This window comes from Kitasatospora sp. NPDC048662 (genome assembly GCF_055587065.1).
On sequence record NZ_JBVJHA010000021.1, the window covers coordinates 11,706 to 26,405 of the forward strand.

A 14,700-nucleotide genomic window follows, 5' to 3' on the forward strand; every position below is an offset into this window, starting at 1 on the left:
TCACACGGGGCGCCCTCACCGTACGTATCCAGATGCGTGAGGGCGGATTGTGAGCGAGCGATGGGGGTGCCCCCGACCCTGTGCCCGGGGAGGGCGCACCGTTGACGACGGGGAGTCGCGCGCTGCGGCTGCCGCTGGGGGCGGGGTGACCACGTGAGCGAGCGGAGCGAGCTCACCATCAAGAGGCGCGTGTGTACGAAGTGCTCACCGAGCGCCAGCGAGGTGAACGCATGAGTACGGTGACGGTCAAGCGTCCGCCGCGGGCGTTCCCGCCTCCGGTGTCGGAGGAGCCGGTCGAGCTGGTTCCGCCGCCGGAGCTGCCGCGGGGCGGTGGCGAGGACTGGATGATGTCGCTGCTGCCGCTGCTCGGCATGGGCGGTTCGGCGGCGTTCTTCTTCTCGCCGGGCGCACAGGGCCCGATGAAGATGATGGGTGTCCTGATGGTCGCGTCGACCGCCGCGATGGCGGTGGCGCAGATCGTCAAGGCGCGCAAGGGCGGTAGCGCGGCCACCTCGGACGAGCGCCGGGACTACCTGAAGTACCTGCAGCAGAAGCGCCGCGAGGTGCGTCGCACGGCCGAACGTCAGCGCGGGGCACTGCTGTTCACCCACCCGGAACCCGACCAGCTGTGGTCGATCGTGGCCGAGGGCCGCCGGCTGTGGGAGCGCCGGCCGACGGATCCGGACTTCGCGCAGATCCGGGTGGGCCTGGGCCCGTTGCAGTTGTCGACGCCGCTGGTGGCGCCGCAGACCGCCCCGATGGACGAGCTGGAGCCGCTCGCCGCGGAGGCGATGGGCACCTTCATCAAGACCCACGGCACGCTGCAGGACCTGCCGCTGGCGGTGTCGCTGCGCGCCTTCTACCACATCACGGTGTGCGGCGACCCGGACTCGGTGTACGGCAACGTCCGGGCGATGGTGGCCCAGTTGGCGACCCTGCACTCCCCCGAGGACCTGATGATCGGGGTGGCCGCCGCGCCCGGCGCGGTGGAGGAGTGGGAGTGGGCGAAGTGGCTGCCGCACACCCAGCACCGCAAGGAGAGCGACGGCGCCGGTTCGCGCCGTCTGATCGCTTCCGGGCTGGGTGAGTTGGAGGAGCTGCTGGCCAACGAGCTGGCCGGCCGCAAGGGCTTCTCCCGGGACAGCACGCCGAGTTCGGACCAGCCGCACCTGGTGGTCATCATGGACGGCGCCTCGGTGCCGGTCGACTCGGTGATCGCCGGTCCGGAGGGCGTCCAGGGCGTCACCGTGATCGAGGTCGTCCCGGGTGACCTGGACGAGCCGAACGGCCACCTGGTGATCACCGTCGGCAAGCACGAGCTGCTGCTGGAGGCCGCCTCCGGCGCCAGCTACCCCGGCAAGCCGGACACCCTGTCGGGGTGGCAGGCCGAGGCGCTGTCGCGGCAGCTGGCGCCGTTCCGGGCGTCCGCGGGCGGCGACGACAGCGACCCGTCGCTGGTGTCGATGGACTTCACCGAGATGATGCACACCGGCGACCCGGGCTCCTTCGACCCGGCCCGGCACTGGCGTCCCAAGCCGATCCGCGAGAAGCTGCGCGTCCCGCTGGGCGTCGGCAGCAACGGCGAGTACGTCTGGCTGGACATCAAGGAAGCCTCGCTGGAGGGCATGGGCCCGCACGGCATGTGCGTCGGCGCGACCGGTTCCGGCAAGTCCGAGGTGCTGCGCACCATCGTGCTGGCGCTGGCGGTCACCCACTCGTCCGAGGTGCTGAACCTGGTCCTCGCCGACTTCAAGGGTGGTGCGACCTTCGCCGGTATGGCGGAGATGCCGCACACCGCGGCCGTGATCACCAACCTGGAGGGCGAAGCCACCCTGATCGACCGCATGCGCGACGCGATCGAGGGTGAGATGAACCGCCGCCAGGAGCTGCTGCGCGCGGCGGGCAACTACGCGAACATCAACGAGTACGAGCGGGCCCGTACCGCGGGCGCGCCGCTCGACCCGCTGCCCTCGCTGCTGATGATCATCGATGAGTTCTCCGAACTGCTCACCGCGAAGCCGGACTTCATCGACCTGTTCATCCAGATCGGCCGGATCGGCCGTTCGCTCGGTATGCACATGCTGCTGGCCTCGCAGCGACTGGAGGAGGGCAAGCTCCGCGGTCTGGACACCTTCCTGTCCTACCGGCTGGGTCTGCGCACCTTCTCGGCCGCCGAGTCGCGGGCCGCGATCGGTGTGCCGGACGCCTACCACCTGCCGCCGATCCCCGGCGTGGGCTACCTCAAGTTCGGCTCCGACGTGATGGAGCGCTTCCGGGCCGCGTACGTGTCCGGCAAGTACCGTCCGCCGGGCCAGCAGCGCGCGGTCGGCGGCCGGGTGGTCACCGCCCAGCCGGTGCTGTTCACCGCCGCCGAGGTCGAGATCATCGAGCCCGAGGTGGAGGAGGTCCTTCCCGACCCGTCGGAGGAGGAGGAGAAGGACGACGCGCTGCTGGACACCATGCTCGACGTGTTCGTCCAGCGCATGATCGGCCAGGGCCCGCCGGCCCACCAGGTGTGGCTGCCCCCGCTGGAGGCGCCGCCGTCGGTGGACACCCTGCTGGAGCCGCTGCAGGTCAGCCCGGAGCGCGGTCTGACCCCGGCGTCCATCCACCAGGGCAACCTGATCGTCCCGGTCGGCATCGTCGACAAGCCGCGCGACCAGCGCCGCGACGTGATGTACCTGAACTACTCGGGCGCGGCCGGCCACGGCCTGATCGTCGGCGGTCCGCAGTCCGGCAAGTCCACCATGGTGCGCACCATCGTGGCGGGCTTCTCGGTCACCCACACCCCGGTGGAGACGCAGTTCTACCTGCTCGACTTCGGTGGTGGCGGTTTCGGCTCGCTGGCCGACCTGCCGCACGTCGGCGGCGTCGCGGGCCGACTGGACGTCGAGAAGGTCCGCCGCATGATCAGCGAGGTGCACGGGGTGCTCAACCGCCGTGAGGAGCTGTTCCGCTCCCAGGGCATCGACACCATCGCCACCTACCGCACCCGCCGGGCCAACGGGCAGCTGCCGGACGAGCAGTTCGGCGACGTGTTCCTGTTCATCGACGGCTGGCTGATCTTCAAGCAGGAGTTCGAGGTCCTGGAGCCGGTCATCGCGGACATCGCCCAGCGAGGTCTCGGTTACGGCGTCCACGTGGTGATCACGGCGGCCCGTTACGCCGAGGTCCGCCCGGCGCTGAAGGACCAGCTGCAGAACCGCGTCGAGCTGAAGCTCGGTGACTCCATGGAGTCGGAGATCAACCGCAAGGTCGCCGCGAACGTGCCGTCGATCCCGGGCCGCGGTCTGACCCACGAGCAGTTGCACTTCCTGTCCGGTCTGCCGCGCATCGACGGCGCCGGCACCACCGAGGACCTGGTGGACGGTGTCGCCGACATGGTCAGCCAGATCAACGCGGCCTGGACCGGCCCGCGCGCCCCGCAGGTGCGCATGCTGCCGGCGGTGCTGGACGGCAACTCGCTGCCCAAGGGCTTCGAGCACCCCGAGCTGGGTGTCGCGTTCGGTGTCGACGAGGTCGAGCTGGCGCCGGTGTTCGTCAACTTCGAGAACGACCCGCTGTTCGTCATCTTCGGCGAGAGCGAGTCCGGCAAGTCGGCGATGCTGCGCATGCTGATCAAGCAGATCACCGAGCGGTACACCCCGGACCAGGCCGGCATCGTGGTCGGCGACTTCCGCCGCTCGCTGCTCGGCGTGGTGCCGCCGGAGTACCTGGTGGAGTACGCGGCCGCCGCGCCCGCCATGTCGGCGATCGTGGAGATGCTGCGCGGCGCCTGCTCGCGTCGTCTGCCCGGTCCGGACGTCACCCCGGAGCAGCTGCGCAACCGCAGCTGGTACCAGGGCAAGGACATGTTCGTGATCGTGGACGACTACGAGCTGGTCGCCACCCAGTCGGGCAACCCGATGGCGCCGCTGGCGGAGTTCCTGCCGTTCGCCCGCGACATCGGTCTGCGTCTGATCGTCGCCCGCAGCGCGGGTGGCGCCGGCCGTTCGCTGTTCGAGCCGGTGATGCAGCGCATGCGCGAGCTGGGCGGCCAGGGCCTGATCCTCTCCGGTGACAAGGGCGAGGGCGCGCTGCTGGGCACGGTCAAGCCGCAGCCGTTGCCGCAGGGCCGTGGTGTGTTCGTCTCCCGCCGGATCCAGGCGGGCCAGACGGTGCAGACCGGTTGGCTGCCGACCCTGCAGTAGCCGACGGGCGAGAGTCACGCAGTGTGACCAAGGGGGCCGGGTTCCGAAAGGGATCCGGCCCTTTGGCATCCCAAGGTCCGAACGGTGCCATAACGTTATCTTCTGATTTTTCGCCACCTCCTTCGGTTCCCGTACTCCGAAGGCCGAACCGCCTGGGATTTCGGGCCATCAGCCACCCCGGCGCAGCGCCTTTGAATCTGAGTTGCGCAGATCACTTCACCTTCGATTCAAGCGCGGTTCATCGGAGTTACCTCAATGGAAACAAGCAGCCAACCGGCCACTCGGCTGCGTTCCGTAGGAAAACCCGGCTTACGACAACGGATTCCGCAGCTGATCCCGCGTTGACGGGGCCAATTCACCCAGGCAACCTGGCGCATCGGGAGCGATGGAGAACCAGACCCGCGAGAACGTGTTTCGGAGGCGATACCGCTCCCTCCCCCAGTGACCGCCGACAGCCGATCGGATGCCCCATGACCGACACGCTCCCTCCGCAGGCAGCCGCCCCCGCCCCGGGTGCCGCCACCGGCACGGAGGCCCCGAAGAAGCTCGCCCGATCGCTCGGCGTCGTGGGCGGCACGCTGCTCACGCTCTCCTGCGTGACCCCGGCGTCCTCGCTCTTCGTGCTCGTCCCCGAGCTGTTCCAGGGCCTCGGCACCTACACCCTGATGGCCATCGTCATCGGCACGGTGATCTGCATCGCGGTGGCGTTCTGCTACTCCGAGCTCGGCACCCTGGTGCCCTCGGCGGGCGGCGAGTACGCCATGGTCGGCACTCTGGCGGGCAAGTTCGCGGGCTGGCTGGTCTTCGTCCAGTCGCTGATCGTGGTGATGATCGTGCCGTCGATCATCGCGATGGGCACCGCCGAGTACCTGGAACCGATCATCCACGTCGACCCGAAGATCGCCGGCGCCGTGGTGATGATCGCGGCCACCATCGCCGGTCTGCTCGACCTGCGCGCCAACGCCTGGATCACCGGCATCTTCCTGGTGCTGGAGGTCATCGCCTGCGCCGTGGTGTCCTTCCTCGGCTTCACCCACACCCAGCGCGGCGCGGACACCATGCTGCACGGCACCATCGCCGACGCGGCCGGTGCCACCTCCGGCGTGGGCCTCTCGGTGATCATCGCCATGATGGGCACCGCGCTGTTCGTCACCCAGGGCTTCTCCACCGCGATCTACCTCTCCGAGGAGCTGGAGGACCCGCGCAAGAACGTCGCCCGCACCGTGCTGTGGACGCTGGGCCTGTCGGTCGCCATCATCGTCATCCCGGTCGCCGCCATCACCATGGGCGCGCCGGACCTGACCGCGCTGACCGAGGGCAACATCTCCCAGCTGGTGATCGGCTGGAGCAACACCGGCGTCGGCACCTTCATCAGCCTCTGCATCGCGCTGGCGATCATCAACGCCGGCATCGTGATGGTCATCCAGAACTCCCGGGTGCTGTTCGCCTCCGGCCGCGACAAGGCCTGGCCGCAGCCGGTGAACGACGCCTTCGGCACCCTCAACAAGTTCAGCGCCCCGTGGGTCTCCACCCTGGCCGTCGGCGTCCCCGGCGCGGTGCTCTGCTTCGTGCCGCAGTCCCTGCTGATCGAGATCACCGGCGTCGCGGTCGCCGCGCTGTACCTGCTGGTCGCCGTCGGCTCGCTGTTCTCCCGCCGCGGCGAGCACAAGCACGCCCCCGCCTGGCGCCAGCCGCTGTGGCCCGCGCTGCCGATCCTGGTCATCGGTGCCCTCGGCTACACGCTCTACCAGCTCAACGGCCCCGGCCTCTACTGGACTCTGGGCATCACCGCCGCCGCCGGCCTGTACTGGGCGTTCTACCTGCGGCCCCGTCAGGAGACCCGCTGGGTGATCACCCTTCCCGAGGACGAGCGGGTCTGACCCCCCGCGGACCGCTCCCTCTCGGCCCCGCCGGTTTCCCCCGACCGGCGGGGCCGACCCCTGTCCGGGGACGGCCCCTCACGTCGTTCCGAACGGTCAGTGGCGGCGGCGCCGGCCCATGTCACGGGCGACGATCGCACCGCCGGCCAGGCCCGCCACCAGCAGGCCACCCGCCCCGAGCACGAAGGTCCCGGTCCGCCGGTCCCGGTCCGCCTGCGTCTCCTCCAGGCCGGCCGGCTGCGCGACCAGCGGAACGGTGTCCAGCTTGGTCGGGGCGTCCGGGGTCGGGGACGACTCGGGCGTACCCGTGAACGAGACCGCCTTGACCGGGTCGACCACGCCCCAGCCGATCCACTTGTTGCGGCCGTGCTCGGTGCGCTGGGCAGTCTGCTCGATCACCGTGCGGATCTGCTTGGGGGTCCAGTCCTTGTGCATCCCCTTGAGCACCGCGGCAAGGCCGGAGACGTAGGGCGCGGAGAAGCTGGTGCCGTTGTCGGTGCACTGTCCGCCCCCGGGGACGGTGGAGAGCATGTCCACGCCCGGCGCGACCACCTTGACGAAGTCGCCGTACTGCGAGAACGTGGCCCGCTCGTTGTTGCGGTCGGACGCGCCCACGGACAGCACGGTGTCGTACTTGGCCGGGTAGGTGGGGCCTTCGGCGCCGTCATTGCCGGAGGACGCGACCACCACGATCCCGTCCTCGTCGGCCTGCTTCAGTACCGCCTCCAACTGACGGTCCTCGGCGAACGCCGGCGCGTCGGAGGGCTTGGTCGGGTCCACCTCGACCCGGACGTCCTGCGAGATGTTGATGACGTCGGCCTTCAGTTGCATCGCTTTCTTGATGGCCTCGATCAGCGTGGTCACACTGCCGTGGCCCTCGGCATCGTTCTGCCGGATCGAAATGATCTTCGCGTCCTTGGCCAGGCCGACGAAGCCGACCCCGGGCCTCGGATCGGCGGCGATGATGCCTGCGACCTTGGTGCCGTGCCCGACCTTGTCGGAGGTGGCTCCGCCCTCCGGCTTCGGCTGACCGGCCGGCTGCGAATCGCCGAGCAGGTCGCCGCCGTCGATCACCTTGCCGGGGGCGCCCAGTTGCGGGTTGCTGACGTCCACGCCGGTGTCGATCACCGCGACCCTGATGCCGTCCCCGGTGTGCTGGGCCTTGCCGTTCTTGTCCACGCCCCACAGCTCGTCCAGGAAGACCCGCTGGAGCGACCAGGGCACCGCTTCGACGTCCTTCTGGGCGCAGTCACCGGCCGCCGCGATCGCCACCGGCGCTCGGAACCCGGCTCCCCCGGAGGCCGCGGGCGAGGGCTCGGCGTAGGCGGGGCCGGCGGCCGTGGTGCCGACCACCCCGAGCACCAGCAGCACCGCGCCGGCCCGGCGCAACGATCCTGACGACACCTGAAGTCCACCCCTCATTGCTTCCACCCGTGTTCGGCGCGTGCCCCGTGCAACGCGCGAAGGGCGGGCGCCCCGTGGGACGCCCGCCCTTGTGAAGAGCGCTTACCGCGCAGAGTCCCGAGAGGGAACAGTCAGGACCAGAGCGACTGGTTCTGGTTCTCGGTCTGCTGGTAGCTCTGCGCCGCGTTGTCCAGCGCGGTGGCGATCTGGCCGAGCACCTGCTGCAGGTCGGCAGCCTTGGCGTCCCACTGCGCCTGGCGGGCCTGGTAGCCCTCCTGGGCCGCACCCTGCCAGGAGGAGGCGACGCGGGTGACGCCCGACTTCAGGTCGTCAAGCTGCGACTGGATGCGCGAAGCGGTCTGGCGCACCTCGGAGCTGGCGTTCTGCAGGGTCTGGAAATTGACGAGAATGGACATGCTTGTCTCCTTGTCGATGGATGCACGGCGCGCCCCCGTAAGGGCGCGGTGTGACGGTTACCGGCTCGGCGTCAGCCGATGCCACCGACGGCAGCACGCTGCTCTTCTTCGGTCATCGAGTACGCCTTGGTGGTCGCCTCGATCGCCTGACGGATCTCGTCGAGCACCTTGTTGAGCGCGTTGGCGTCGTCGTTGGTCCGCTCCTGCATCTGCTTGTACGCAGTCGCGGCCGCGCCCTGCCAGCCCGAGGAGATCTCGGAGACCAGGTTGTTCAGGCGACCGATCTCGGCCTGCACCTGCTGGTTGACCTCGCCGATGCGGTTCGCGAAGGAGGTCATTTCCTCCGCGGTCATCGTGAACTGACCTGCCATGATCCACCGTCCCCCATGAGACAGACTTCCGTCCGGGCGCCCCTGTGGCGAACGCCCGCACGGGCACCACGTGGTGTGGTGCTCTGTAGCACTGTAACGGCCAAGTGCCCTCGGCCCAACACCGGGTCGCAGGTAGTTACCAGACCATGACACTGAACTCCCGCACCGGCGTTGACGATTCGTCAGGCGTTCTGAGGCTGAAGTGCAGTGTTGGTGTTGAGCACCGGACCGGCCGGCACCAGCTTCGACCAGAAGTCGGGCACGAACTGCGGGTTGACGGACTTGAAGCCCAGCCGCGCCTGCGCCTCGTTGGTGCCCTTCTTGTCGCCGCCCTGCGGGTTCGCACTGGGGCTCGCCGTGCCGTTGCCGCCGTCGTTGTTGGCGGGCAGCGTGTAGCGCAGGCCGGAGTCGGTGATCAGGTAGCCGGTGCCGGTGCCGCCGTCGCTCGGCTTGCTGCGGCCGTCCAGCGAGCGGTACAGCAGACCGTGACCGGGCGTCACGTGCGCGCTGGCCGCGTCCGAGCTGATGTCCGCCGGGTAGGTGGTACCGGCCCACACCGAGCGCTTGATCTGGTCGCCCTCGTAGCCGTTGAAGGTCGAGCAGACCACCGTGCGGGCGTCCTTGTCGCCGAGGTTGACCGCCGGGGACTTGCGGGTGGGCAGGTCCTTGGCGTCGTCCAGCCACTTCTTGGAGATCGTCGGCTGGAGCTTGCTGTAGTCGCCCGCGCCGAGCTCCGCGATGGTCGGCGTCGCGCCGCCGTACGCCGCGGCCTGCGTGTTCGGGTCGAGGCGGATCAGGTTCGCCTGGAACTCGCTGACCTGGTACAGCTTGTCCGGGCCGACCGCGTAGTACTTGTCCTCGAACTTCAGCACCCGGCCGACCTTCTTCTCCGGGGCCTGCGACAGGTCCACGGTGGAGGACTGGGACTGCTTGGCGATGACGTTGTCGAACCGGAAGAACTTCACCGGCTCGCCGTACTCCAGGGTCGCCAGCCATTCCTTGGTGACGCGCTGGGGCTTCGCGTCCGGGCCGAACAGGGCCGTCACCATGGCGGCCTTGTCGGTGTCGCTGGTGTCCTCCCGGCCGACCGCGTGCTTCAACCCGTTGCCGTCGACCAGGAACTTCGACCCCGTGGTGCCCTGCTCGTCCGGCCCCTGAACGAACAGCGCCTGACCGTCACCGAGCTTCCGCTCCGCCTGAAGGGTCTTGGCGTCCGCCCCGGCCGCGATGAACACCGACTGGGCGACCGAGGACGACAGGTTGTCCTTGCCCTGCTTGTCGCACACCGACCACAGCTTCGCGCTGCCCGCGTCGTCGCTCTTCGGCAACTTGTCCGGCGCGTACGGGATGCCGATGGCGGGACCGCGCCGCGGGTACTTGTCCAGCACGTCGTCGGCGACCGTCTGCACGGTGGCGCCCTCGGACAGCACCAGGCGGGCCGAGGACATGTTCAGCACCTGGTGCAGCATCGGCTTGCCGCTCTTCTGGTCCGTCAGGATCACGTACCGGGTGGTGGACGTCTTGCCCTGCAGGATGTACTTGCCGTTGTCCCAGTTCGGCGGCGCGCTGGGCTTGATGACGCCCCACATGCCGAAGCCGGCGACGACCACGGCCCCGATCACGAAGCTCGGCAGAATCGCACGGATCGGACGCGGCGCGTCCTCGTCATTGCCGCCGCCCCCCGGCTGCAGGAAAGCCCCCACCATCCGCTTGCGGGCGAAGGTGTAGGCGTTCAGCTCGTCCCGGCGTGATGCCATGCTCGTCCCCGTCTCCCCTGTGTGACCCGACCTGCGGGTGTCAACGCGCTTGTGCTGTGCGTGAGTCTGCCACCCGACGGGCGTCCGGAGCGGTCAACCCTCTACGATGCGACAGCAGACGGTGAGTACGGTAACGGGTAGGCTCCGACGGTCCGCCATCCGGGCCGTCGACCCGGCCCGCGGCCCGGCCCTGATGGCCGCAGCCGCACGGGGATCTGACGGCACATCTGAAGCAGAGAGGGCAATTCGGGGGATGCCAAGCCAGTCCGCTCCAGCACGACGACGCTCCAGCACGCACGGCCGGAGGCCGGACGCCCAGGGCGGCCGGCGGGCGCGTACCGCTCCGGCCGCGGCGCCCACCGGGCCGGTCGGCCTGCGGCTGCTGCCCAGGCCCGGGCTGCTCGCCCGCCGCCTGGAACTCAAGCAAATCGTCCAACTCGAGGTCGCCGTCGCCCTGGTGGCGGTCGGCTGGTCGATCAGCAAGCTGATGGCCGCGGTTCTCGCGGTGCCCGCGGTGATCCTCGTCGTGGTGGCGGTGCTGCGCCTCGGCGGCCGCACCATGGGCGAGGCGATGGGGGTCCGCTCCGCGTTCAACTCCCGTCGCAAGGAAGCGAAGTACAACGTTCCGCCGCCCGGCACCGACCCGGCGCTGGCGCCGATGATGGAGCTGGAACCGGCGCTGCGCACCTGCACCCACGCCATCGAGACCGACCTCGGTGACGGGCGGCCGCTGCGCCGCGAGACCGGCATGGTCGGCGACGGCACCTTCTTCACCTCGGTGCTGCTGGTGCAGTCCAAGGACCAGCCGCTGCGCCCGGGCCGGACCCCCGAGTCCTCGCTGCCGCTGGACCTGATCTGTTCGGTCCTGCAGGTCGACGACATTCCGCTGGAGTCGGTGCAGCTGATCCAGCACACCCAGCCGGCGCCCGCGCCGCACCTGCCGGAGCACTCGCTGGCCGCGCGCGCCTACCAGCAGGCTCCCGGAGGAGTGAACACTCCTGCGCTGCGGTTGACGTGGATCGCCATCAAGCTCGACCCGGAGCACGCCTCCACCGCCGTGCTGGCCCGCGGCGGCGGCGAGGAGGGCGCCCGCAAGGCGCTCCAGCGGGTCACCGACCAGCTCGCCGGGCGGCTGAACAGCGCCGGCTTCACCGCGACCGTCCTGGACGAGCGTGAGCTGATCGCCGCGCTGGCCATCTCGGTGTGCGCCAACCCGGTGGCGGTGGCGGGCCGTCAGGGCTCCGGCGGCGGCGGGGTCGGCGTGCGGCGGGCCCAGGAGTCCGCGAAGTTCTGCCGGATCGACGACCGCTGGCACGCCACCTACTGGATCTCCAAGTGGCCGGAGCTGTCCCGTCCGAACGCGGGCGGCGGCCGGGTCGCCGCCCCCGACCTGGTCAACCAGCTGACCAGCACCCCGGCGTTCGCCTCCACCTTCTCGATCACCGCGACCCGCGCGATGGGCGGCTCGGTGGCGCTCAGCGGGCACGTCCGGCTGACCGGGCGCAGCGAGAGCGAGGTCGCCCAGGTGGGCCGCCTGGTGGAGTCCCGCGCCCAGCACGCCGGCACCGCGCTGACCCGTCTCGACCAGGAGCACGGCCCGGGCCTGCTCGCCACGCTGCCCCTGGGAGGGACTTCCTGATGGCCTATCAGACCTATGGCGGCCAGGCCCCGCAGCCCGCGGAGCAGAACCGGGTGCGGGTCCGTCCCGGCTACGGCCTGCGCGGTCCGCGCCGGGAGAAGCACGTGCTGACCGTCGACGACCTGGCGGCGCTGGCCTTCCCGGTCGGCGACGACGGCGTGGTGATCGGCCTGGACCAGCAGCAACGGCCCGCGGTGATCGGCCTGTTCCGGCCGACGCAGTACGACGTGGTGCTGGTCGGCGGCATGTGGACGGCGCAGCTGATCGCGCTGCGCGCCGCCGCCACCGGTGCCCGGGTCGCGGTGGAGACCGGCCGTCCGCAGGCGTGGGCGCCGATGGCGCAGGCTGCGGGCGGCGGGCAGCCGTGTGTGACGATCCACCAGGTGGGTCGTCTGGGGGCGCAGGGCGCGTCGGTGGCGTCACCCGTCCTGGTGGTTCGGGACCTGGGTGCGCGGCCCTCGCGCAGCCGGCTGTCGGCCTCTCCGTGGCAGACCACGCTGACGGTGCTGCCGTACCTGGGCCCGAACGCGTCCCGGGTGCTGAACGCCGCCGACCTGGTGGGCCTGCAGCGGATCTCGCCGCAGGAGTCGGAGCTGGTGGGCCGTCTGCTGTCGCTGTCGCCGGGCGATGTGAACACGCTGCCGACGATGCCCGACCACATCACCCTGTGGGCGACCCGGATGCGCCGTCAGTACGTGATGACCAATCCGGGCGAGGCCGAGACCCAGGTGCTGGGCGGCCCGCGCCGCATGGACTGAAGCGGCGCGGCCGGGCGGGCCGCGTCGCGCGGGCCGGCCGGCCGGTGCGTCCGAAGGGGACGGTGTTCCCCGAGGGACGGACCGGTCGGCCGCCCCGCTCCGATCTGCCGTCAGATCGGCCTCCGCCTTCAGCGGACCGGTCCGCACGGCCTAGTCTTGTTGCCCGAAGGCAACCGCCGAAGTGATGTCGGCGAGAACGAGGGAGCCCCAGTGAGCAGCGATCGGGACGGCGTCTACGTCGGCGACAACGCGGCCGAGGACGACGATGACTGGCCCGATGCCCCGGACTACACCGCTCCGTCCTGGTACACCCAGAGCGCCGCTCCCGGGCCGGCCCAGCCGCCTGCCCAGCAGCAGCCGGTGCAGCAACCGCCGGTCCAGCAGCCGCCGCAGCCGGTGCAGCCCGAGGTCCAGCAGGCTGCGCCGCAGCCTCCGGTAGCGTCCGAGCAGCCGCAGCAGCCCGTACAGCCGCAGCCCGTGCAGGCGCAGGTTCCGCCGGCCGAGCCGGTGGCCGGTGCGCCGGTGGCCGGTGCGCCGGTGGCCGGTGCGCCGGTGGCCGCTCCGCAGCCGCCCGCGCCGGGCGCCGAGCAGCACGCCGGGCCAGCCACCGACGGGCAGGGCGTGCCCGTCGCTCCGCCGGTGGAGCTCGCGGCGGCGGCGCCGGTGCAGGAGGCCCCGCAGCCGCCCGTCCAGCAGCAGCCGCCGCCGTACCCGCAGCAGGGCCAGCCGCAGCAGTGGGGCCAGCAGCCGCCGGTGCAGCAGCCGCCGCAGCAGCAGTGGCCCAACCAGCCGCCGCAGCAGCAGCCTTACCCGCAGCAGGGCCAGCAGCCGCCCGTCCAGCAGCAGCAGCCGTACCCGCAGCAGGGCCAGCCGCAGCAGTGGGGCGGGCAGCCGCCGGTGGATCCGCGGGCGGGCGGCTGGCCGCAGGCCGGACCGCAGGCCGGACCGGGTCCGGCGTACCAGCAGCATTCGGGCCCGAACGCTCCGCAGGCGCCGGCCCAGTTCCAGCAGCCGGGTCCGCAGCAGGCGGCGCACGGCGCCGCGCTGGGCTACACGGCGGCGGTGGAGCTCTCCTCGGACCGGCTGCTGCGCGGTCAGCCGAAGGTGCAGAAGCAGTCGCGGTTCCAGTTCGGCGGCAAGTCGGCGCAGGCCGGCAAGCAGCAGAAGCTGGAGCTGATCCGGCATCCGGTGATGACCTGCTACCGGATCGCGGTGATCAGCCTCAAGGGCGGCGTCGGCAAGACCACGACCACCACCTCGCTGGGCGCGACGCTGGCCAGTGAGCGGCAGGACAAGGTCATCGCGATCGACGCGAACCCGGACGCGGGCACCCTGGGCCGCCGCATCAAGCGGCAGACCGGGGCGACCATCCGCGACCTGGTGACGGCGATCCCGCACGTGCGCAGCTACATGGACATCCGTCAGTTCACCTCGCAGGACCCGAACTCGGGCCTGGAGATCGTCGCCAACGACGTGGACCCGGCGGTCTCCACCACCTTCGACGACTCGGACTACCGCCAGGTCATCCAGGTGCTCGGGCAGCACTACCCGATCATCCTGACCGACTCGGGCACCGGTCTGCTGTACTCGGCGATGCGCGGTGTGCTGGACCTGGCGGACCAGCTGATCGTGGTCGCCACGCCCAGCGTGGACGGCGCGTCCAGCGCCTCCACCACGCTGGACTGGCTGTCCGCGCACGGCTACGCGGATCTGGTGCAGCGGTCGATCACGGTGGTCTCCGGGGTGCGCGAGACCAGCAAGATGATCAAGATCGAGGACATCGTGGCGCACTTCCAGACCCGCTGCCGCGGCGTCGTGGTGGTGCCGTTCGACGAGAGCCTCGCGGCCGGCGCCGAGGTCAACCTGGCGATGATGCGGCCCAAGGTCCGGGACGCCTACTTCGAGCTGGCGGCGCTGGTCGGCGAGGACATCGCGCGGGCCCAGCAGCAGGGCGGCTGGCAGGCACAGCAGCAACAGCAGCAGGGCGGCTGGCAGGGCCAGCAGCAGGGCGTCCCGCCGCAGCAGCAGCCGTACCCGCAGCAGTACCCGCCGCAGCAGGGCGGCTACCCGGCGCCCGGGCAGCCGTGGCAGCAGCAGCCGCCGCAGCAGCCGTACCCGCAGCAGCAGCCCGGCGGTTACCCGCCGCAGGGTCCGCCGGTGCCCGGCTACGGCTACCCGCCGCCGCAGGAGGCCCCGCCGCCGGGCTACGGGTACCCGCCGCCGCAGCACGGCTGAGCGCGCATCGGAAAGCCCCCCGCGAGGAGTTCTTCGCGGGGGGCTTTCGC

9 protein-coding genes are annotated in these 14,700 nt (G+C 70.8%); 5 read left to right on the top strand and 4 right to left on the bottom strand.

The genetic code is table 11. The annotated features are described in order from the left end of the window. The first annotated feature begins 230 nt into the window (after positions 1–230). On the top strand, positions 231–4,190 hold the full coding sequence (gene eccCa / locus ACZ6R9_RS32690) for a type VII secretion protein EccCa (RefSeq protein WP_380488326.1): 3,960 nt from the start codon (positions 231–233) through the stop codon (positions 4,188–4,190). Positions 4,191–4,660: 470 nt separating this feature from the next. After that, positions 4,661–6,070, top strand: coding sequence for an APC family permease (locus tag ACZ6R9_RS32695; RefSeq protein ID WP_380488325.1), 1,410 nt, complete (start codon positions 4,661–4,663; stop codon positions 6,068–6,070). 96 nt (positions 6,071–6,166) lie between these two features. On the opposite strand, the gene mycP is transcribed toward ACZ6R9_RS32695, so the two are convergent. The 4 genes from mycP to eccB form a co-directional block, all read right to left on the bottom strand. Beyond that, a complete protein-coding gene (gene mycP / locus ACZ6R9_RS32700) occupies positions 6,167–7,474 on the bottom strand; it encodes a type VII secretion-associated serine protease mycosin (RefSeq protein ID WP_380488324.1) in 1,308 nt (435 codons plus the stop codon). Positions 7,475–7,605: 131 nt separating this feature from the next. Next, complete coding sequence (locus tag ACZ6R9_RS32705; protein WP_380488323.1) at positions 7,606–7,890, bottom strand: WXG100 family type VII secretion target; 285 nt, start codon at positions 7,888–7,890, stop codon at positions 7,606–7,608. Between the two features lie 71 nt (positions 7,891–7,961). Further along, positions 7,962–8,261, bottom strand: coding sequence for a WXG100 family type VII secretion target (locus ACZ6R9_RS32710; protein WP_380488322.1), 300 nt, complete (start codon positions 8,259–8,261; stop codon positions 7,962–7,964). Positions 8,262–8,443: 182 nt separating this feature from the next. After that, the gene (gene eccB / locus ACZ6R9_RS32715; RefSeq protein ID WP_380488321.1) at positions 8,444–10,018 is read right to left on the bottom strand and encodes a type VII secretion protein EccB; all 1,575 of its coding nucleotides are present in this window, start codon (positions 10,016–10,018) and stop codon (positions 8,444–8,446) included. Between the two features lie 253 nt (positions 10,019–10,271). Between eccB and eccE the strand changes: the two genes are divergently transcribed. The 3 genes from eccE (at position 10,272) to ACZ6R9_RS32730 (ending at position 14,650) form a co-directional block, all read left to right on the top strand. Next, on the top strand, positions 10,272–11,657 hold the full coding sequence (gene eccE, locus ACZ6R9_RS32720) for a type VII secretion protein EccE (RefSeq protein ID WP_380488320.1): 1,386 nt from the start codon (positions 10,272–10,274) through the stop codon (positions 11,655–11,657). Next, positions 11,657–12,415, top strand: a complete 759-nt coding sequence (locus ACZ6R9_RS32725) for a hypothetical protein (protein ID WP_380488319.1) — start codon at positions 11,657–11,659, stop codon at positions 12,413–12,415. The genes eccE and ACZ6R9_RS32725 overlap by 1 nt, the downstream gene beginning before the upstream one ends. A 210-nt stretch (positions 12,416–12,625) precedes the next feature. Then, a complete protein-coding gene (locus tag ACZ6R9_RS32730; protein WP_465542326.1) occupies positions 12,626–14,650 on the top strand; it encodes a MinD/ParA family ATP-binding protein in 2,025 nt (674 codons plus the stop codon). The last annotated feature ends 50 nt before the right edge of the window (positions 14,651–14,700 follow it).

What these genes read in the sequence shown, in the direction of transcription:
- ACZ6R9_RS32695 (WP_380488325.1), top strand. Translation starts at nt 4,661, where the DNA reads ATGACCGACACGCTCCCTCCGCAGGCAGCCGCCCCCGCCCCGGGTGCC.
- ACZ6R9_RS32705 (WP_380488323.1), bottom strand. Translation starts at nt 7,890, where the DNA reads ATGTCCATTCTCGTCAATTTCCAGACCCTGCAGAACGCCAGCTCCGAG.
- eccE (WP_380488320.1), top strand. Translation starts at nt 10,272, where the DNA reads ATGCCAAGCCAGTCCGCTCCAGCACGACGACGCTCCAGCACGCACGGC.
- eccCa (WP_380488326.1), top strand. Translation starts at nt 231, where the DNA reads ATGAGTACGGTGACGGTCAAGCGTCCGCCGCGGGCGTTCCCGCCTCCG.
- ACZ6R9_RS32710 (WP_380488322.1), bottom strand. Translation starts at nt 8,261, where the DNA reads ATGGCAGGTCAGTTCACGATGACCGCGGAGGAAATGACCTCCTTCGCG.
- ACZ6R9_RS32725 (WP_380488319.1), top strand. Translation starts at nt 11,657, where the DNA reads ATGGCCTATCAGACCTATGGCGGCCAGGCCCCGCAGCCCGCGGAGCAG.
- eccB (WP_380488321.1), bottom strand. Translation starts at nt 10,018, where the DNA reads ATGGCATCACGCCGGGACGAGCTGAACGCCTACACCTTCGCCCGCAAG.